This is a genomic window from Mesorhizobium sp. U510 (genome assembly GCF_059180695.1).
Map to the genome: position 1 here is coordinate 5,059,523 of NZ_CP180532.1, position 17,679 is coordinate 5,077,201.

17 protein-coding genes are annotated in these 17,679 nt (G+C 63.9%); 7 read left to right on the forward strand and 10 right to left on the reverse strand.

Translation table 11 applies throughout. From position 1 onward, the window contains the following. Window positions 1-2: 2 nt before the first annotated feature. Window positions 3-488 carry an NUDIX domain-containing protein gene (locus tag ACLGL5_RS26335; RefSeq protein ID WP_494372798.1) on the reverse strand — a complete coding sequence of 162 codons (486 nt, stop codon included), beginning with the start codon at window positions 486-488 and terminating at the stop codon, window positions 3-5. A gap of 34 nt (window positions 489-522) precedes the next feature. Further along, window positions 523-954: a TerB family tellurite resistance protein gene (locus ACLGL5_RS26340; protein ID WP_027046940.1), complete on the reverse strand. Its 432-nt coding sequence runs from the start codon at window positions 952-954 to the stop codon at window positions 523-525. Window positions 955-1,090: 136 nt separating this feature from the next. Here ACLGL5_RS26340 and ACLGL5_RS26345 point away from each other — a divergent pair, with 136 nt between their 5' ends. The 4 genes from ACLGL5_RS26345 to ACLGL5_RS26360 all read left to right on the forward strand — a co-directional run bounded on the left by ACLGL5_RS26345 (window position 1,091) and on the right by ACLGL5_RS26360 (window position 3,522). Further along, the gene (locus ACLGL5_RS26345) at window positions 1,091-1,876 is read left to right on the forward strand and encodes a TSUP family transporter (protein ID WP_069092362.1); all 786 of its coding nucleotides are present in this window, start codon (window positions 1,091-1,093) and stop codon (window positions 1,874-1,876) included. Between the two features lie 51 nt (window positions 1,877-1,927). After that, window positions 1,928-2,098: a hypothetical protein gene (locus ACLGL5_RS26350; protein WP_080511798.1), complete on the forward strand. Its 171-nt coding sequence runs from the start codon at window positions 1,928-1,930 to the stop codon at window positions 2,096-2,098. Between the two features lie 101 nt (window positions 2,099-2,199). Next, on the forward strand, window positions 2,200-3,030 hold the full coding sequence (locus tag ACLGL5_RS26355) for a helix-turn-helix domain-containing protein (protein WP_069092363.1): 831 nt from the start codon (window positions 2,200-2,202) through the stop codon (window positions 3,028-3,030). A 72-nt stretch (window positions 3,031-3,102) separates the two neighbouring features. Further along, window positions 3,103-3,522 carry a VOC family protein gene (locus ACLGL5_RS26360; protein ID WP_027046941.1) on the forward strand — a complete coding sequence of 140 codons (420 nt, stop codon included), beginning with the start codon at window positions 3,103-3,105 and terminating at the stop codon, window positions 3,520-3,522. Between the two features lie 149 nt (window positions 3,523-3,671). Here ACLGL5_RS26360 and ACLGL5_RS26365 read toward each other — a convergent pair whose 3' ends face one another. Together ACLGL5_RS26365 and ACLGL5_RS26370 are read right to left on the reverse strand one after the other, a co-directional pair. Continuing rightward, window positions 3,672-5,147: a cobyric acid synthase gene (locus ACLGL5_RS26365; protein WP_069092364.1), complete on the reverse strand. Its 1,476-nt coding sequence runs from the start codon at window positions 5,145-5,147 to the stop codon at window positions 3,672-3,674. Beyond that, a complete protein-coding gene (locus ACLGL5_RS26370) occupies window positions 5,147-5,761 on the reverse strand; it encodes a dimethylsulfonioproprionate lyase family protein (protein WP_069092365.1) in 615 nt (204 codons plus the stop codon). Before ACLGL5_RS26370 ends, ACLGL5_RS26365 begins: the two co-directional genes overlap by 1 nt. Before the next feature lie 142 nt (window positions 5,762-5,903). Between ACLGL5_RS26370 and ACLGL5_RS26375 the strand changes: the two genes are divergently transcribed. Together ACLGL5_RS26375 and mmsB are read left to right on the forward strand one after the other, a co-directional pair. Then, window positions 5,904-7,070, forward strand: coding sequence for an isobutyryl-CoA dehydrogenase (locus ACLGL5_RS26375; protein WP_069092366.1), 1,167 nt, complete (start codon window positions 5,904-5,906; stop codon window positions 7,068-7,070). A 26-nt stretch (window positions 7,071-7,096) separates the two neighbouring features. Then, a complete protein-coding gene (gene mmsB, locus ACLGL5_RS26380) occupies window positions 7,097-7,981 on the forward strand; it encodes a 3-hydroxyisobutyrate dehydrogenase (protein WP_069092367.1) in 885 nt (294 codons plus the stop codon). Between the two features lie 282 nt (window positions 7,982-8,263). Here mmsB and ACLGL5_RS26385 read toward each other — a convergent pair whose 3' ends face one another. The 6 genes from ACLGL5_RS26385 to ACLGL5_RS26410 all read right to left on the reverse strand — a co-directional run bounded on the left by ACLGL5_RS26385 (window position 8,264) and on the right by ACLGL5_RS26410 (window position 15,775). Continuing rightward, on the reverse strand, window positions 8,264-8,908 hold the full coding sequence (locus ACLGL5_RS26385) for a cytochrome c oxidase assembly factor Coa1 family protein (RefSeq protein ID WP_038652878.1): 645 nt from the start codon (window positions 8,906-8,908) through the stop codon (window positions 8,264-8,266). Window positions 8,909-8,992: 84 nt separating this feature from the next. Continuing rightward, entirely contained in the window at window positions 8,993-9,358 is a 366-nt protein-coding gene (locus ACLGL5_RS26390) for a hypothetical protein (protein ID WP_027046943.1), read from the reverse strand. 138 nt (window positions 9,359-9,496) lie between these two features. Next, window positions 9,497-10,876, reverse strand: coding sequence for an aspartate aminotransferase family protein (locus tag ACLGL5_RS26395; protein ID WP_069092368.1), 1,380 nt, complete (start codon window positions 10,874-10,876; stop codon window positions 9,497-9,499). 328 nt (window positions 10,877-11,204) lie between these two features. After that, complete coding sequence (locus ACLGL5_RS26400) at window positions 11,205-13,268, reverse strand: prolyl oligopeptidase family serine peptidase (RefSeq protein WP_069092369.1); 2,064 nt, start codon at window positions 13,266-13,268, stop codon at window positions 11,205-11,207. 78 nt (window positions 13,269-13,346) lie between these two features. Beyond that, window positions 13,347-14,507, reverse strand: a complete 1,161-nt coding sequence (locus ACLGL5_RS26405; protein ID WP_064984051.1) for an MFS transporter — start codon at window positions 14,505-14,507, stop codon at window positions 13,347-13,349. A gap of 92 nt (window positions 14,508-14,599) precedes the next feature. Further along, the gene (locus ACLGL5_RS26410) at window positions 14,600-15,775 is read right to left on the reverse strand and encodes an MFS transporter (RefSeq protein WP_069092370.1); all 1,176 of its coding nucleotides are present in this window, start codon (window positions 15,773-15,775) and stop codon (window positions 14,600-14,602) included. A 256-nt stretch (window positions 15,776-16,031) separates the two neighbouring features. Here ACLGL5_RS26410 and ACLGL5_RS26415 point away from each other — a divergent pair, with 256 nt between their 5' ends. Continuing rightward, the gene (locus tag ACLGL5_RS26415) at window positions 16,032-17,609 is read left to right on the forward strand and encodes a trimethylamine methyltransferase family protein (protein ID WP_069093441.1); all 1,578 of its coding nucleotides are present in this window, start codon (window positions 16,032-16,034) and stop codon (window positions 17,607-17,609) included. Window positions 17,610-17,679: the final 70 nt, after the last annotated feature.

Sequence of the window (17,679 nt, forward strand, 5' to 3'; positions counted from 1 at the left end):
TCTCAGATCATCTGGAATTTTCCGGTAGCCCTGAATTGAAGGTAGGCTTCGATGCTGCGCACCATATTGGGCAGCATTTCAGGCAGTTTATCGACAGAGAACCAGCCAACGGCACTACTCTCGTCGTCCATGACGGCCGGCTCGCCTTCAAAGGAGCGCGCATAGAACATCAGCGCGAAGAACTGGGTGCGGTCGCCATTCGGAAACTGGAAGGTTTCATACTGCGGGTCGCAGCCGAACCCGAACGGCTCGATGCCCCTGACGATCAGGCCAGTTTCCTCGACCACCTCCCTGGCCGCCACCGCTTCCAGACCCTCGCCTTCCTCGGCATTACCGCCAGGCAAGCCCCACAAGCCGAAATCAGTCCGTTTCTGCAACAGGATTCGGCCGTCGTCGCGCTCGATGACGACGCGCGCGCCCGGCATCAGCACCAGGCGATTCCCGATCAACTCTCGCAACTGTCCCAGATAGCTGCCGGCAAAGGCCATTCAAATGCGCTCCTCGACGCCAGCGAACTGCGCCCTACTCTTCCGGCTTCACCACATCGACAGGGCTGATGTCGAGCAGGTCGAGCGTGCGGCGCAAGAGGCGCACCTCGCTCTCGGCCAGCTGCGAATCCGCCTTGGCGATCTCTGCCATATGCTGGGCCAATTGCTTGCGCCGTTCCACGTCGAGATCGCGAAACAGCGCGATCGCCTGCGAGCCGTTGGTCTCGTAGCCGAACTCGTTGAGATATTCGATGACGGCGTCGATACTGGTTTCCTGAATGCCGAAGGCGTCCTTGCAGATGCGCCGGAAGGCAACCATCTCGCTCTCGCTGACCGTCCCGTCGGCCAGGATCATGCGGAACAGCATCAGCAGTTCGGCCGACAGGACAGGATCGTCGGCGACCTTGCGCACGCCCGGGTCGCCGTCGAAGATGGAGCGTATCTGGTCCAGCAATGCGAATGCCATCAGGGGCCTCTTTCCGGGTTAACCAAATCCTAGCGCATTGCGCTTGGATAGAGGTAGCGCGGAATCGGCCTTGCGCAAACAGGGCTGTCGTGGTCGAACGCCGTTATCCCGCCGACCGGACGTCTCCGTACATCAGATGATCGACCTCACCACCCAGACAATCATCATGCTCGCCTTCGCCGCCTTCGCGGCGGGCTTTGTCGATTCGATTGCCGGCGGCGGTGGGCTGATCACCATTCCGGCACTTTTGCTTGCCGGCTTCTCGCCGGTCGAAGCGCTTGGAACCAACAAGCTGCAAGGCATGTTCGGCTCCGGCTCGGCCACCATCCACTATGCCTCCAAGGGCCATGTCGACCTGCGTCGGCAGTTGCCGTCGGCGCTGCTGGCGGCTGCAGGCGGTGTCATTGGCGCCTTGCTGGCCACCATCGTTCCGGGCGATCTTCTGCGCGCCCTGCTGCCGCTGGTGCTGATCGCCATTGCGCTCTATTTCGCGCTCAAGCCCAACATGAACGATGTCGACCGGGCCGAGCGCCTGTCGCCCTTCCTGTTCGGGCTGACCCTGGTGCCGGCAATCGGCTTCTATGACGGCTTGTTCGGCCCCGGCACCGGCTCCTTCTATATGCTGGCCTTCGTCGCCCTTGCCGGCTACGGCGTGCTTAAGGCGACGGCGCACACCAAGCTGCTCAACTTCGCCTCCAACATCGGCGGCTTCATCGTCTTCGCCGCTGTCGGTGTCATCTCCTGGAAAATCGGCCTGATGATGGGCGTTGCCCAGTTCCTCGGTGCCCGCGTCGGTGCAAGCCTCGCCATGCGCATCGGCGCCAGACTGATCAAGCCGCTGCTGGTGATCGTCTGCCTGGCGCTGGCCGTAAAGCTGCTGGCCGATCCGGCCAACCCGCTGCGTGTCATGATTGGTGTGTGATCACGCGCCTGTTACTATGGCGCTGTTCGAATCATGTTGGAGGAGCCACACATGAATCTCAGCGCGCCTACCCAGATCGTTTTCATAATTTCCCTGGTCATCGCCATCATCGGCATTCTTGCCGCCCTTGGCGTTCTTGCATTTATCCCGCTCGCATCGGTGTGGATCGTTCTCATTGCCTACATCGTGCTCGCCGCCGGCTGCCTGATGCGCGGCGCCTGACAAGTTTCCCTTGAAGTGGGGACAGAGAGCGCCCGGCCAAAAGCCGGGCGCTTTTGATTCTGACCAACGGCTGATAGATTTGTCCGGCGGAAGGATGGCCGATGCCGATCGAGATGCAGCACCGGAAGGAACAGGATTGCTCCATCGCGGGGCGCTTCGAGATGCGCCGGCGCCTTCCTGATCCTGCACTTGACGGCATTGTGTCAGATATTTGTGGCTATCGCGAAACAGCGGCAGGCCACTTCCGCAACGTCGAATACGCTTCGCTCACCGTGCCTTTGGTGTTCAGTTTCGCCGAGCCCTTTGTCATCGGCCTCGGCAAGGCGCCCGACGACAATGACCGCTTCGCCAGTTTCGCAGCCGGGCTTTTTGCCGGACCGGTGATGATCGAATCCTTCGGCACCGCCTGCTGCATACAGGTCAACTTCACGCCGCTTGGGGCGCGCCGTTTCTTCCGCTTGCCGATGAGCGAACTGACCGACAGCATGGTCGTCCTCGACGACGTGCTGGGCGCCGAGGGCATGGCGCTGCGTGAACAGCTCGGCAATGCGCCGGACTGGGCGTCGCGTTTCGACCTTGCGGAAGCATTCGTCACCGCCCGGCTTGAGCGCGCCGCCGAAACGCCACTGGAAATCGCCTGGGCTTATGACCGCATCATCGCCTCCGGCGGCCGGGCCCGCATTTCCGCCATCGCCGAAAAACTGGGCTGGAGCCGAAAGCATCTCGCCGGCAGCTTTTCCAATGCGATCGGCATCGGCCCGAAGACATTGTCGCGCATCGTCCGCTTCAACCGGGCGCTTGGCCTGTCACGGCAGCAGACCGCCGATTGGGCCGATATCGCCGCCGATTGCGGCTATGCCGACCAGGCGCATCTGGTGCGCGAGTTCCGCGACCTTGCCGGCGAGACGCCGACGGCGCTCTCGGTCAGGTAACATTTCTTCAAGACGCTGGAGCGGCCTTCGAACAGAGTGGGTTATCGACCGACCCAGATCAAGGAGGTTCCCATGCCCATCACCACCGAAGCCCCGCGCCTTTACCCTGCCCTGCGCTACAAAAACGCGGCAAAAATGATTGACTGGCTCTGCGAGGCCTTCGGCTTCAGCGTCCGTGCCCGCTATGGCGAAGGCGATGTCGTGCACCATGCCGAACTGGTCTTTGGTGCCTCGATGATCATGCTGGGCAGCGCACGCGACGACGATTACGGCAAGATGGTCGGCGAACCCGGCACCGGCGGCGGCAAGTCGATCTATGTCGCCGTCGACGACGCCGATGCCGCCTATGCCAAGGCCAGGAACGCCGGCGCCACGATCGTCCAGGAACTGACCGACCGCGACTATGGCAGCCGCGAGTTCATCTGCCGCGATCCGGAAGGCAGCGTCTGGTCGTTCGGCACCTACTGGCCGAAGGCGGGGGAGAAGGCGTGAGCTGCCTGAGGCGTGCCGAGATTCAGGTCAGGCCGAGCCGAAAAATGACTGATACCGAGAACCGGAGCGGAGCGTACTCAAGTAGGTGAGCACCGGAAGCACAGGAAACCGGCATTTGCAGGCCGGCCTCACCTGAATATCGGCACGCCTCACCGAGCCAGGCCGAAGATCGCGTCGCAGTCGAGGTGGCTCTCCAGCTCGGCCGCGACGTCGTCTAGCGCCCGTTCGACGTCGGCGCGGTAGTCGATGCCGGCGCCCTTTATGCCGAGGCTTTCGAGGAATTTTCCGCGAAAAGCGTCGGCGCCGAACAGGCCGTGCATATAGGTGCCTGACACCTTGCCATCAGCGGAGATCGCACCGTCTGCAACGCCGTTGATGATCGCCGACGGCCGCATCGTGTCCGGGCCGGAGGTGCGGCCGAGATGGATTTCGTAGCCTTCGAGCGGCAGGTCGAATTGGACCGAGCGGGCGCTGACATTGCGCACCGTCTTCTCCGGCTCCATCACCGTTTCGATATCGAGCAGGCCAAGCCCTTCGGCCTCGGTGACACTGCCTTCGATGCCGTCGGGATCGCGCACCCTGCGACCAAGCATCTGAAAGCCGCCGCAAATGCCGACGACATGGCCGCCGCGCTTGCGATGCGCGGCAAGATCCCGGTCCCAGCCATTCTCGCGGAATCTTATGAGATCGCCGATCGTCGATTTGGAGCCGGGAATGACCACCAGCCCGGCGTCGGCCGGCAGCGGCTTTCCCGGCGGCACGAACACCACCTCGACCTGCGGTTCGGCCTTGAGCGGGTCGAGGTCGTCGAAATTGGCGATGCGGCCAAGCATCGGCACCGCCACCTTCAGCGCCCGCGCCTCGCCGGATGCCAGCCGCTCCAGCACCACCGAATCCTCCGAAGGCAGCCGCGCCGCCGCCTTGAGCCATGGCACGACGCCAAAGCAGCGCCAGCCGGTGAATTTCTCGATCGCCTTGAGGCCGTCATCGAACAGCGAGACATCGCCGCGGAACTTGTTGATGAGGTAGCCGACGATCATGCGGCGGTCTTCTTCCGGCAGGATCAGATGCGTGCCCGCGACCGAGGCGATGACGCCGCCGCGATCGATGTCGCCGACCAGCACAACCGGCACATCGGCACGCGTGGCAAAGCCCATATTAGCGATGTCGCGGCTTCTGAGGTTGATTTCGGCCGGCGAACCGGCGCCCTCGACGACGACCAGATCGGCGCCCTCGCCGACCTTGCCCCAGGAGTCCAGCACGGCGTCCATCAATCGGGCCTTCAGCGCCTGGTAATCGCGCGCGCGCGCCTCGCCGAACACCTTGCCTTGCACGATGACCTGCGCGCCGATATCGGTCTGCGGCTTGAGCAGAACCGGATTCATGTGCACCGATGGCGCAACGCCGCAAGCGATCGCCTGCAGCCACTGCGCGCGGCCGATCTCGCCGCCGCTTTTGCTGGTGTCGCCGGGAATGTCGGCGACCGCGGCGTTGTTCGACATGTTCTGCGGCTTGAACGGCCGCACCTTGAGCCCGCGCTTCTTCGCGGCGCGGCACAGGCCGGCGACCAGCACCGTCTTGCCGACATCCGAACCCGTGCCTTGCAGCATGATTGCCCTGGCCATCAGCTTCGGCCCTGCGTGGCGGTTCCGGTGATCGTGGATTTCTGCGCCAGCGGCCCGCCGCGCCAGATGTAGAGCGCCAGAAGCGGCTCTTTGCCGGTTCGCATCGCGTGGTTGACATTCGAGGCGTGGTGGACGACCTCGCCCGCCTCCCGCACGCGAAAACCGCCCTCGCCCATGCGCCATTCCGTACCGCCCGTCAGCGGAATGTAGATCTCCTCGGCGACGTGATGATGGTCGGGGTAGACGATCTCCGGCCCAAGGATCAGCAGGCCGGCGGCCACTTCGTCATTGGCAAAATGGCCGCGCGTGCCGAACACTTCCAGCCAGCCATAATTGTCGATGAAGGCCTTGCCGAAATCCGTCTCGGTGTACGTCTGCCCCCAGTGCAATCCGTTGCGATGCTCCACCAGCCATTGCACCAACGCTTTCGCAGCAGGTGGCGCCAGCTCGGCGGCACGGTCGAGATGGCGCACGCAGCTGATCCTATGCGGCTCCAGCGCGCGGGCCGGCATATCCCAGCCGATGCTGGCCACGGCGTCGCGCACCAGGGCATTGTCCACGCAAGCGAGATAGGCGTGGAATTGCCGAAGCAGCTCATCGAATTTTCTCGTCACATCTCGCTCCGGGCATGCATTGGTGCACAGCCGCTCCGCAGCGGGTCGGGTTGCGCGGCGGCATCATTGGTCTAGATTGATGCGCGCGCAAAGCCAAAAACGACAGGCCAGCGGGCTAGCTGGCATATAGGGAGAGAACGCCATGGACGCCGCGGTCGATGCGAGCACCAGCCAGTTCGAACTCAACGAGGAACAGCGCGCCATCCAGGAGATGGCGCAGGCCTTCGCCGCCGACCGCGTCGCGCCGAATGCGCTCGACTGGGATCGCAGGAAGCATTTCCCGGCCGATGTGATCCGCGAGACCGGGCCGCTCGGCCTCGGTGGCATCTATGTCAGGGACGATGTCGGCGGCTCGGCGCTCGGCCGCCTCGACGCTGTGCTGATCTTCGAGGCGCTGTCGCATGCCGATCCGGGCTTTTCGTCCTTCATCTCGATCCACAATATGGTGGCCTCGATGATCGACCGCTTCGGCAACGACGAGCAGCGCCAGCGCTTCCTGCCGAAGCTCACCTCGATGGAATGGCTGGCCAGCTACTGCCTGACCGAGCCGGGCTCCGGATCGGACGCCGCGGCGCTGAAGACACGCGCGGCGAAGAGCGGCGGCGACTATGTCCTCAACGGCGCCAAACAATTCATCTCGGGCGCTGGCGACAGCGACGTCTATGCCGTCATGGTGCGCACCGGCGCCGACGGGCCGCAAGGCATTTCCACCATCGTGGTGCCGAAAGATGCGCCCGGCCTTTCCTTCGGCGCCAACGAGCACAAGATGGGCTGGCACATGCAGTCGACCCGCCAGGTCATCTTCGAGGACTGCAAGGTGCCGGCGGAAAACCTCCTGTCGGGTGAAGGCGCGGGCTTCGGCATCGCCATGGCCGGGCTCGATGGCGGCCGGCTGAACATCGCCGCCTGTTCGCTGGGCGGCGCCCAGTCTGCGCTCGACAAGGCGCTGTCCTACACCGCCGAGCGCAAGGCCTTCGGCTCGAAGATCAATCAATTCCAGGCGCTGCAGTTCAGGCTGGCGGACATGGAGACCGAGCTGCAGGCAGCGCGCATCTTCCTCTATGCCGCCGCCTCCAAGCTCGACCGCAAGGCGCCGGATGCCGGTAAATGGTCGGCCATGGCCAAGCGCTTCGTCACCGACACCGGCTTCAACGTCGCCAACAATGCACTGCAGCTGCTCGGCGGCTACGGCTATCTGCACGACTACGGCATCGAGAAGCTGGTGCGCGACCTCAGGGTGCACCAGATCCTCGAAGGCACCAACGAGATCATGCGCGTCATCATCGCGCGTGCCTTGATTGGTCGCTGAAGCCAGCAAACTCCGGGAGTGAGACAATGACGACGATCGCCTTCATCGGTCTTGGCAACATGGGCAACCCGATGGCCGCCAACCTGGTCAAGGCTGGGCATGCGGTAAACGGTTTCGACCTAGTGCCGGAAAACCTGACAGTGGCAAAAGAACATGGCGTGACGATCATGGCCAATGCCTTGGCGGCGGTGAAGGACGCTGATGTGGTCATCACCATGCTCCCTGCCGGCAAGCACGTGCTGTCGGTCTACGAGGACATCGCGCCAGGGGCCAAAAAAGGTGCGCTGTTCATCGATTCCTCGACGATCGACGTCGAGTCGGCGCGCAAGGCGCATGCGATTGCCGCCAGACACGGACTGCTCTCCATCGACGCGCCCGTTTCGGGCGGCACCGGCGGGGCGGCGGCCGGCACGCTGACTTTCATGGCCGGCGGCTCGCAAGACGCCTTCGCGGCCGCCGAACCGGCCCTGAAGCCGATGGCCGGGCGCATCGTTCATTGCGGCGGCGACGGCGCCGGCCAGGCGGCGAAGATCTGCAACAACATGATCCTCGGCATTTCGATGATCGGCGTCGCCGAGGCCTTCGTGCTGGCCGAAAAGCTCGGCCTGTCGCATCAGGCGCTGTTCGACGTCGCCTCGACCTCTTCCGGCCAATGCTGGTCCTTGACCACCTATTGTCCGGTGCCCGGCCCGGTGCCGACCTCGCCCGCCAACAGGGATTACAGACCGGGCTTTGCCGCTGCCCTTATGCTGAAAGACCTGAAATTATCGCAGGAAGCCGCACAGAGCGCGGGCGCGGTAACCCCGCTTGGCGCCGAGGCAGCGCAGCTCTACGCCCTGTTCAACGCCCAGGGGCATGGCGGCGCCGATTTCTCCGGCATAATTAATTTTCTCAGGGGTAACCCAGCGTAACCAACGGATTCGATGGGTTTTTTCCCGGATCGACCCGACAGAAAACCGCAAATTTAGATTTGCTTAAGCTCTCGATAACTCTGCGGTAACGATGTCGCTATAAAACGGACTGCGAGGCGGACATATCGCATCCGCCCGGCGCTCCGGATCAGGTCTCGCGTACCGGAGCCCGTAAGTTTCGCCAAGTGTTTGCGTAGCGAAACGCCATGCGTATCTGGCAAAGCCGCGTTCCCGATGGAGCGCGGTTTTTGCATTTCTGCCGCGCTCACTCAAGGCTCATGTCTATATTCCAATCGCCGCATTCGGGATTGGCACATGATCTTCGTTGGTCAGCACGATCGGCGCGTCCACTCCATCAACCCTGACCACGAGCAGGCGGATGCTCCACGTGCCGGCATTGCGGACCATATGGGAAAACACGGTGGCTTTGCCCTTGGCGCCGTGGACGGGAATGCTGAACTGGGCGTCGCCCGTTCCATTCGCACTGACGTTGAGATGGCCGCCGACCCAGAAATTGTCGGTTACGTCGTCGCCAATGGCCGCCTTGACCCGGGTATCGGCACGCACGGCGTCCATGGTCATGTGGTAGGCGTCACTGCCTTTGAACATGAAGGGGATGCTGCCGACCGCCGTCGCACAGCCCCCGATACTGAGCACCCAGATAGCAAGGCCGGCGATTGCCCAGTTGCGCTGCGTCTTGCGGAACTGCTCCGCGTCGCGCCAGGCCCGGTTCTGCCAGGCCCAGCGGCTGCCGCGTGCACCGAGCACGAAGATCATGACGAGATTGACGACCGGGATCAGTGCCAGCAGTGCGATGAAAGTGCTGTTGCCGATGCCCCAGATCCAGTTGAGGAAGAAGGCGCCCCAGTTCCAACGGTCGAGCTCGGCCGGGATTTCAGCCGGCTGGTTGAGCGGTTGTCCGGCCATGATGTCCCCCATCGGTGCGTATGCCGATTGGTTCTAGACCATGATTTCGACAATGCGCAAAATCAAAGTTCGGCAGGGTCTATTTCAAGCCTTTGACGACAGCCGGCGAAAATTCGCCTTCACCGCGCGGCTGGCGGGCTTGAGCGCGGCGCTGATCGACAGTTCGGCCGCGACGCCGTTGAACAGCGACGGCGTGCGACCGGAAAGGAGTTCCGGCCAGAATCGCGATGCCGACTGCAGGAAGGACATTTGCGCCGCGAACGCGCCCTCGGCGATTGCCGCGGTCTTCTCGTTCACCGCACGCGCGCTTTCGGTGCCCCAGGGCTGGCTGCTGCCGGCGTCCATCGCCATCAACGGCAGGCGCATCATCGCCACCATCGGCGCCAACATCAGGTCAGCGCCGATGCTGGCCGCTTCTTGCGCGCGTCGGCTCTTGCCGGTTTTTCTCATGGAAATGAACCCCTTGCTACAGCCGGATGGCTGCCGCCCCACACACTACGCGCGGAGGGTGAAGTTTGTTCCCCATGGAGGCAGTATGTTTCTCGAGGGCGGGCGTTCCCCTGAAGAAACGCCCGGTCGAGGTTCGCCTTACCGCTTGCGCAGATCGGCCTGCGCCAGATCCAGCGCCTTGCCGATCCGCTCGCAGGCCATGTCGATCGTGTCGCGGGTCCAGATCAGCGGCGGCGACAGGATCATGGTGTCGCCAGTGGCGCGCAGCATCATGCCATTGGCGATGGCATGGTCACGCACCGTCACCGCGGCACTTCCCGACGGCAGGAACCGCTCCTTGGTCGCTTTGTCCTTGACGATCTCGATCGCGCCCATCAGGCCGATCGAACGCACCTCGCCGACCAGGTCATGCCCGGCGATGCGCTCCTGCAAGGCCTTGGCGAAATAAGGCCCGGTGTCGTTCCTGACGCGCTCGACCAGGCCTTCCTGCTCGATGATCTCGAGGTTTTTCAAGGCCACGGCGCAGGCCACCGGATGCCCGGAATAGGTGTAGCCGTGGTTGAACTCGCCGCCCTTCTCGACCAGCGTCGAGGTGATGCGGTCGCCGACCAGCAGCGCCGACAGCGGCTGATAGCCCGAGGTCAGCGCCTTGGCCGTGGTGATGGTGTCCGGTTCGATGCCGAAGGTCTGGGCCGCGAACCACTCGCCGGTGCGGCCATAGCCGGTGATGACCTCGTCCAGCATCAAAAGCACATCATATTTGCGGCAGATGCGCTGCACTTCGGGCCAGTAGCTCGCCGGCGGGATCTTGACGCCGCCCGCGCCCATCACCGGCTCGCCGATAAAGGCCGCGACCTTGTCGGCGCCGGCCTCGAGGATAGCGTCCTCGACCGATTTGGCCGCGCGCAGGCCGAAATCATGATCGCTCTCGCCCGGCAGCGCCAGCTCATAGGCATAGGGCATCATCACATGCACGATGTTGGGCACAGCCCCGTTGAGCTGCTTGTGCATGGCATCCATGCCGCCGAGCGACGTGGCGGCGATGGTCGAGCCGTGATAGGCCATCTTGCGCGAGATGATGCGGTTCTTCTCCGGCTTGCCCTCGATCACCCAGTAGTGGCGTGCAAGACGCAAGGCGGTGTCGTTGGCTTCCGAGCCGGAGGAGCCGTAGAACACCTGGTTGACGTTCTTCGGCGCGATCTCGGCCAGCTTCTTGGACAACAGCACCGGCGTCGGCGTCGAGCATTTGAAGAAGGAATTGTAGTAAGGCAGTTCCTTCATCTGGGCGTAGGCGGCCTCGGCGAGTTCGTCGCGGCCATATCCGATGTTGACGCACCACAGGCCGGCCATGCCGTCGAGCAATTCCAACCCTTCGGAATCGTAGATGAACGGGCCATTGGCGTGGGTGATGATGCGCGAACCCGCTTCACGCAATTCCTTGTGGTCGGTGAAGGGATGGAGATGATGCGCGGCGTCGATCTGCTGAAGCTGCTTCAGCGAATAATTCTGATAGGTCATGTCTGATTCTTTCCTCTGGATTCCGTCCGGCAGGCGCCGGGGCGAATGCATCAGAGGTTGGCAGGCGGTGAATAACCGATGCGGGCGCACAACCGCAAAAGCTCCGCGCGCAGCGTGCGCGGCGACGGTGTCACCGCGACCCCGAACGTGCAGACAAAGGTCATAGCAGGAGCCATGCCCGGCACCTTAGAGCAAAGGCTGGCCGAGGTGAACCACCCTTTGCTTGGCCCATGACGGAATACTTCTATGCATGTCGCCTAAAAGTGGTCCCGGTTTTAGGAGAACGACATGCACGAAAACAAAGGCACAAAGCGCGTCGCGACGCGCCTTATACCTTGGCGCTCAGTGCCCGCTGCAGGAAGACATATTTCATCGCCGTCTGCGCCGCCTGCGGCCGGCGGTCGCCCCGTCCGCCATGGCCGCCTTCGGTTTCCTCGAAGAACAGTGTCCTGGCATGGCCGGCCTCCAGCAGGCGTGCCGCCATCTTGCGGGCATGGCCGGGATGGACGCGGTCGTCGGCGGTCGAGGTCGTCAGCAGCACCGGCGGATAGGCGGCACCCACCTTGACATGCTGGTAGGGCGAATAGGCGGACAGCCACCTGGCGTCTTCCGGCTTCGACGGATCGCCATACTCGGCCATCCATGAGGCGCCGGGCGGCAATTCGGTGTAGCGCAGCATGTCGAGCAGCGGCACCTCGATGATGACGGCGCCAAAGAGTTCCGGGCGCTGCGTCAGTGAAACGCCGGTCAGCAGGCCGCCATTCGAGCCACCTTGGATGCCGAGCGAGCTTGCCGTCGCGATGCCGCGTCTGACGACGTCCTCGGCCACCGCGGCGAAGTCGTCAAAACCGTTCTGGCGATTGCCTTTCAGCGCCGCCTGGTGCCAGGCGGGCCCGAACTCGCCGCCACCGCGAATGCAGGCCTGCACATAGGCATTGCCCTTCTCCAGCCACAGCCTGCCACGCACGCCGGCGTAGCCCGGCAAGAGCGGCACTTCGAAGCCGCCATAGCCATAGAGCAGCGTTGGCACTGGCCCTTTCTGGTCGCGCCGCCGGACGACGAAATAAGGGATCATCGTGCCGTCCTTCGAGCGCGCCTCGAACTGTTCCGAGATCAGCGGCGCGGCATCGAAGCGCGCCGGCTGCGACTTCACCGTGGCAAGCGTCTCGCCGTCGTCATCCGACCAGATGATCGAGCTCGGCGTCAGGAAATCGGTGAAGGAGAAGGACACGCTGGAGCCGAAATGCTCGGCATGGCTGATGCCGACAGTGCCGTTCTCAGGCAACGCGACCGGCTTCAGCGACCAGGCGCCATTCTTGCGCTCGCAGACGAGAACCTTGCCGCGCACGTTGTCCATCAGGCTGACGAACAGCCGGTCCTGCGTTCTGGCGAGCCCGGCGATGGACACGCGATGCGCCGGCGCCAGCAAGGTTTCGATGGCGCCGAAACCGCCGCTTTCGATCCAGTGCGCGAAATCGAGCGAATAGAGCCCGTCCGGTTTGCACACCGTGCCATCCGGTGCCATCCATGGCGTGCGCACCCCGAACACCAGCTGGTCCTTGAAAAGCGATGTGTCGGTGGCGTCGTCGGGCAGCGGAATGCGCCTGTTTTCGCCAGATGGGAGATGCAGGAAACTGTGCGACGCGAAGAAATTGATAGCCCGCGCCAGGAACACGTGACGCTTCTCGCCGTCGAACTCGACGCCGGCTCCTGCGGCGAGATCGTCTTTCTGCGCCTCGAAGATCGGCGTCGCCTCTTCCAGCGCCGTGCCGCGTTTCCAGAGCTTGATCACACGCGGGTAGCCGGACTCGGTCTTGTCGGATTCCTCGAACGCCGCCGAGACGATGACCGTGTCCTTGTCCAGCCAGCCGAAACCCGACTTGGAAGCCGGCGCACGGAACCCGCCCTCGATGAACAATCTGGTTTCGATGTCGAATTCGCGCATCTCGCTGGCGTCGCCGCCGTCCGGCGACATCGACAGCAGGCAGCGGCTGAAGTCCGGATAGAGCCGGCTGGCACCGCTGAACACCCATTTTATCCCCTCCTTCGCCGCAAGCTCGTCGAAGTCGATGATCGTTTCCCAGACCGGCTTCTCGGTCTTGTAGGAAGCGACTGTCGTGCGGCGCCACAGGCCGAGCGCATTGGTCTTGTCCTGCCAGAAATTATAGACGTGGCCGGCTATTGCCGCGCCGACGGCGATGTTGTCCTCGGCCGTCATCAGGTCGAGTGCCGTCTGGAACGACGCCTGATACGAAGGATCGCCCTGCAATTCGCCAACCGCGATCTCGTTCTGGCCATGCACCCAGTCGAGCGACTGTTTGCTGGTCCTGTCCTCCAGCCAGAGGAAGGGGTCCGCGGTATCGGCTTCTGGCTTGGCGATGGGCTTGGTCATGGAATCTCCAAATAGGCAATGCTTGGGCATGCAACATCGACATGCCGCGTCCGATATTCAAGAGTTGCAGCCAAGGATTTAGGCCTTCGCGCGACCAGCGAGGCTCGCGACCGTCAGGGCCAGGCACATGAGGCAAAGCGTGATCGGCAGGCCTCTCGCACCCAGTATATCCATGGCGCTGCCGGCCAGCGGCGGCACGGCTATGCCGCCGACGCCCCACATCAGCGAGAAGGCGGCGTTGCCGGCGACCAGGGTCGAGCCGGTGAAACGCTCGCCCAGCTCGATGATCGACATCGTGTAGATGCCGTAGGAGACCGCTCCCCAGACGAAGATCATCGGCCAGATCAGCGGCGTTTCGATGAGAAGCGGCAGCAACACGCATCCGAGCACGGTCAAGGAAACACAGGCGAGCCGCACCAGGCGTGCGGTCAGCCTCTCCGCCAGCAGGCCGAGCGGCACCTGCATGGCAATGTTGCCGGCGATCATCATCGACAGCAGCGCCGACATGCGGGCTTCCGCGATACCATAGTGGTTGCCATAGACCGGCAGCAAGGCCAGCGCCCCCTGTTCGAAACCCGCGGCCACGATGACCGCCAACAGAAGCAGCCACGCCATCGGTACGAAGCCTAGAACGGAAACCCGATGCCCGGCCTCGTCCACCTTCGGCAGGCGCGGCAGCACCGACGCCAGGCACATGCCGCATAGCACGAAGGCACAAATACCGACGAGGAAGGGCGGCCATCCCTGCGTACCGACGGCGAGCAGGCAGAGCGGGCCGGCCGCGAAGCCGGCCGAAATGATCGTCGAATAGACGCCCATGATGCGCCCGCGCCTGGCCGGCGGCGCAAGGGCAATCACCCAGATCTCGCTCAAGACGTATAGCGGGTTGGTCACCACGCCGATCAGGAAGCGCAGCGGAAACCACAGATAGACATTCTGCGTCCAGCCGATCAGCGCCAGCACCACGGCCGAGAGCGCGGCGCAAGTAAGCGCCGTGCGCCCCGCCCCGAACCGCCGCGCCAGCCCCGGGATCAGCGGCGACGAGACGATGAAGCCGATCGGCGTCATCGCCGCCGACAGGCCGATCATCGCCGGCGAGACGCCCTGGCGCTGCAGGATGAAGCTCAGCAGCGGATAGGACAGCCCCTGCGCGATGGCGAACACCGAGACGGTCGCGATCACGCCGGTGATCGCCGCCCATTGCATTCCTTCGCCAGTTTTCGAATCCGCCGCGGCCATGGTCCTACCGTTGGTGCCCGGCAGGATTACCGGCTCGGCCAAACAGCGGTAAGCCCCGCCAGCGGAAAGCGCTTGCTCCAGCCAGATCCATGTCAGGAGGCTCGGCGTTGCGAGGAGCGGAACAAGGCGAAGGCGACCAGAGCCGCATCGAGACCGAAGATCACCACGGGCAGGCCCAGCGGGCCGATGCCTTGCATCAGCAGGCCGGCGCCCGGCGGGCCGACAATGCCGCCAACGCCCCACAGCAGGGCGAAGGCCGCATTGCCGGTGACGAGCAGCGTGCCCTTGAAGCGGCTGCCGAGTTCGACCAATGCCATCGTATAGACGCCGTAGCCCACCGCGCCCATCACCAGCAGCACGCCCCAGATCAGCGGCGTGGTGATCAGCAGCGGCAGCAGCGCCGCGCAGATTGCGGTCGCCACCGCGCAGGCTACGATCATCGGGCGGCCACCGAACCGTTCCGCCAGCAGGCCGAGCGGGATCTGCAGCAGGATGTTGCCGAGCGACAGTGCCATCACCAGCGCGGCGAGCACGGCTTCCGGCAGGCCATAGCCGGTGCCGAAGACCGGGACCAGCGCATAGGTGCTCTGCTGGACGGCGGCCGAGACCAGCACGGCCAGCAGCAGCGCCGGCGCCAGCCGGGCGAAGCCGACAAAGCTGCCGGCTGGCTGCCCGTCATCCTCGAACCCGGTAAGCTTCGAGGAGACAAGGCGCAGGATGACCGCGCAAAGCACGAAGCCACCGATGCCGACGCTGAAGGGTGCCCAGCCCGACGTGCCGACGAAGGTCAGGGTGAAGGGCCCCGCCGCATAACCGGCGCCCATCAGCGTGTTGAACACGCCCATCACCCGGCCGCGCCGCGAAGGCGGCGCTAGCGACAGCGCCCAGACCTCGCCGAGGATATAGAGCGGATTGATGACGACCCCGATGATGAAGCGGATGATGTACCAGGCCATCCAGTTCTGCAGATAGCCGATGCCGAGGAAACACAGCGCGCCGATCAGCGAGCAGCCGACCGCCAGGTTGCGCGCACCGACCAGCCGCACCGCCGCCGGCACGAACGAGGCCGACAGGATCAGGCCGAGCGGCATCATCGCCGCCGACAGGCCGATCAGCCCGGGCGACATACCTTGCTTCTGCATCAAAAGCGTGAACAGCGGTGAGCTCAGCCCTTGCGCGGCGCCGAACATGGCAAGTGCCGCGGTGACGCCGGCGAGCGCTGCCCACTGCGTCCCCGCTTCGCCTTCGCTCGAGCTGGTTGCGACCATTCCATCATTCCATGTGAGGTGCCGGCTGACCTCCCTGCCGGCAAGGCCCACCAGCTACGGGTTCAATTCGGGGAAAGAAAGGGCCGGTAAGCTAAATCCGCTTGCGCCAACAGCGCGGTGATCAGGCGATGCCGCGGCCACACAGCTGCCGTTCCGGCATGTCGCTTCCCTCGCCCTAGTGGTCGCCGCCTCCGCAATGGCCGGCGGGCCGCCGGTCCATTATGCCGCCCGCTATTCGCATCCTACGAGGACCATCATGACCGCCGCCGTAAACCCCTTAGAACCGGCCCTGGCACCCGACCGTGCCCGCCGTGGCGGCCGCGCCGGAAAGCGCGCCGGAGGCTCGGCCGCGTTCGAGCAACCGGCTTTCCGCCAGCTGAAAAACCCGCTGGCGCCAACCAGGCTGGTGTCGGAAGACGAGCTGGAATCGATCCACCTCGCCTCCTTGCGCGTGCTCAGGGAAATCGGCGTCGACGTCCTGCACGACGAAGCCCGCCGCATCATGAAGGCGCATGGCGCCGATGTGCGCGAAGGCTCGGAGCGCGTACGCTTCGACAGCGACATGATCCTCGAACTCATCTCGCACTGCCCGCCGGAATTCACCATCCATGCCCGCAACCCTGCGCATAATGTGCGCTTTGGCGGCGACAATCTGATCATCTCGATGATGGCGTCGGCGCCGAACTGCTCCGACATCGATCGAGGCCGCCGACCCGGCAACCAGGCCGACTACCGCAATTTCCTGCGCCTGGCGCAGATGCACAACATCCTGAACTGCACCGGCGGCTATCCGGTCGAGCCGACCGATATCCATCCGTCGGTGCGCCACCTCGAATGCATCCGCGACCTCGCCACGCTGACCGACAAGGTGTTTCACATCTATTCGCTCGGCAAGGAGCGCAATGTCGACGGCATCGAGATCGCCAGGATCGCGCGCGGCATCAGCCCCGAGCAACTGCTCGAGGAGCCGTCCGTCTTCACCATCATCAACACCAATTCGCCGCTCAAGCTCGACGTGCCGATGATGGAAGGTATCATCCAGATGTCGAGCAAGGGCCAGGTCGTTGTCGTCACGCCCTTCACCCTGTCGGGCGCCATGGCGCCGGTCACCATCGCCGGCGCGCTGGTGCAGCAGAATGCCGAGGCGCTGTCCGGCATCGCCTTTGCCCAGATGGTGCGCAGGGGCGCGCCTGTCGGCTATGGCGGCTTCACTTCCAATGTCGACATGAAGTCCGGCTCACCGGCCTTCGGCACGCCCGAATATATGAAGGCGCAGCTTGTCGGCGGCCAGCTTGCCCGCCGCTATAACATCCCCTACCGCACCTCCAACACCTGCGCCGCCAACACGGTCGACGCGCAGGCGGCCTATGAGAGCGTGTTCTCGCTGTGGGGCGCCATCCAGGGCGGCGGCAATCTGATGATGCATGCCGCCGGCTGGCTCGAGGGCGGCCTGCGCTGCTCCTACGAGAAAACCATTCTCGACATCGACCTGTTGCAGATGGTGGCCGAATTCCTCACCCCGCTCGACCTGTCAGAGGAGGCGCTCGGCTTCGACGCCATCCAGTCGGTTGGCCCCGGCGGCCATTTCTTCGGCACCCAGCATACGCAGGACCGCTACAAGACCGCCTTCTATTCGCCGATCATTTCCGATTGGCGCAATTTCGAGACCTGGGCGGAAGCTGGCTCGCCAACGGCGATGGAGAAGGCCAACAAGGTCTGGAAGGAACGGCTGGCATCCTATGAAGAACCCTACATGGATCCGGCGATCCGCGAGGAACTCAACGACTTCGTCCAGAAGCGCACGGCCGAAGGCGGCGCGCCGACCGATTTTTGATCGTGCATGGCGGGCGTCGTGACCGCCAGCGACCGAAACCTCTGATTCAATTTACGCAAAAACGGACCTA

What these genes read in the sequence shown, in the direction of transcription:
- ACLGL5_RS26335 (WP_494372798.1), bottom strand. Translation starts at nt 488, where the DNA reads ATGGCCTTTGCCGGCAGCTATCTGGGACAGTTGCGAGAGTTGATCGGG.
- ACLGL5_RS26340 (WP_027046940.1), bottom strand. Translation starts at nt 954, where the DNA reads ATGGCATTCGCATTGCTGGACCAGATACGCTCCATCTTCGACGGCGAC.
- ACLGL5_RS26345 (WP_069092362.1), top strand. Translation starts at nt 1,091, where the DNA reads ATGATCGACCTCACCACCCAGACAATCATCATGCTCGCCTTCGCCGCC.
- ACLGL5_RS26350 (WP_080511798.1), top strand. Translation starts at nt 1,928, where the DNA reads ATGAATCTCAGCGCGCCTACCCAGATCGTTTTCATAATTTCCCTGGTC.
- ACLGL5_RS26355 (WP_069092363.1), top strand. Translation starts at nt 2,200, where the DNA reads ATGCCGATCGAGATGCAGCACCGGAAGGAACAGGATTGCTCCATCGCG.
- ACLGL5_RS26360 (WP_027046941.1), top strand. Translation starts at nt 3,103, where the DNA reads ATGCCCATCACCACCGAAGCCCCGCGCCTTTACCCTGCCCTGCGCTAC.
- ACLGL5_RS26365 (WP_069092364.1), bottom strand. Translation starts at nt 5,147, where the DNA reads ATGGCCAGGGCAATCATGCTGCAAGGCACGGGTTCGGATGTCGGCAAG.
- ACLGL5_RS26375 (WP_069092366.1), top strand. Translation starts at nt 5,904, where the DNA reads ATGGACGCCGCGGTCGATGCGAGCACCAGCCAGTTCGAACTCAACGAG.
- mmsB (WP_069092367.1), top strand. Translation starts at nt 7,097, where the DNA reads ATGACGACGATCGCCTTCATCGGTCTTGGCAACATGGGCAACCCGATG.
- ACLGL5_RS26385 (WP_038652878.1), bottom strand. Translation starts at nt 8,908, where the DNA reads ATGGCCGGACAACCGCTCAACCAGCCGGCTGAAATCCCGGCCGAGCTC.
- ACLGL5_RS26390 (WP_027046943.1), bottom strand. Translation starts at nt 9,358, where the DNA reads ATGAGAAAAACCGGCAAGAGCCGACGCGCGCAAGAAGCGGCCAGCATC.
- ACLGL5_RS26395 (WP_069092368.1), bottom strand. Translation starts at nt 10,876, where the DNA reads ATGACCTATCAGAATTATTCGCTGAAGCAGCTTCAGCAGATCGACGCC.
- ACLGL5_RS26400 (WP_069092369.1), bottom strand. Translation starts at nt 13,268, where the DNA reads ATGACCAAGCCCATCGCCAAGCCAGAAGCCGATACCGCGGACCCCTTC.
- ACLGL5_RS26405 (WP_064984051.1), bottom strand. Translation starts at nt 14,507, where the DNA reads ATGGCCGCGGCGGATTCGAAAACTGGCGAAGGAATGCAATGGGCGGCG.
- ACLGL5_RS26410 (WP_069092370.1), bottom strand. Translation starts at nt 15,775, where the DNA reads ATGGTCGCAACCAGCTCGAGCGAAGGCGAAGCGGGGACGCAGTGGGCA.
- ACLGL5_RS26415 (WP_069093441.1), top strand. Translation starts at nt 16,032, where the DNA reads ATGACCGCCGCCGTAAACCCCTTAGAACCGGCCCTGGCACCCGACCGT.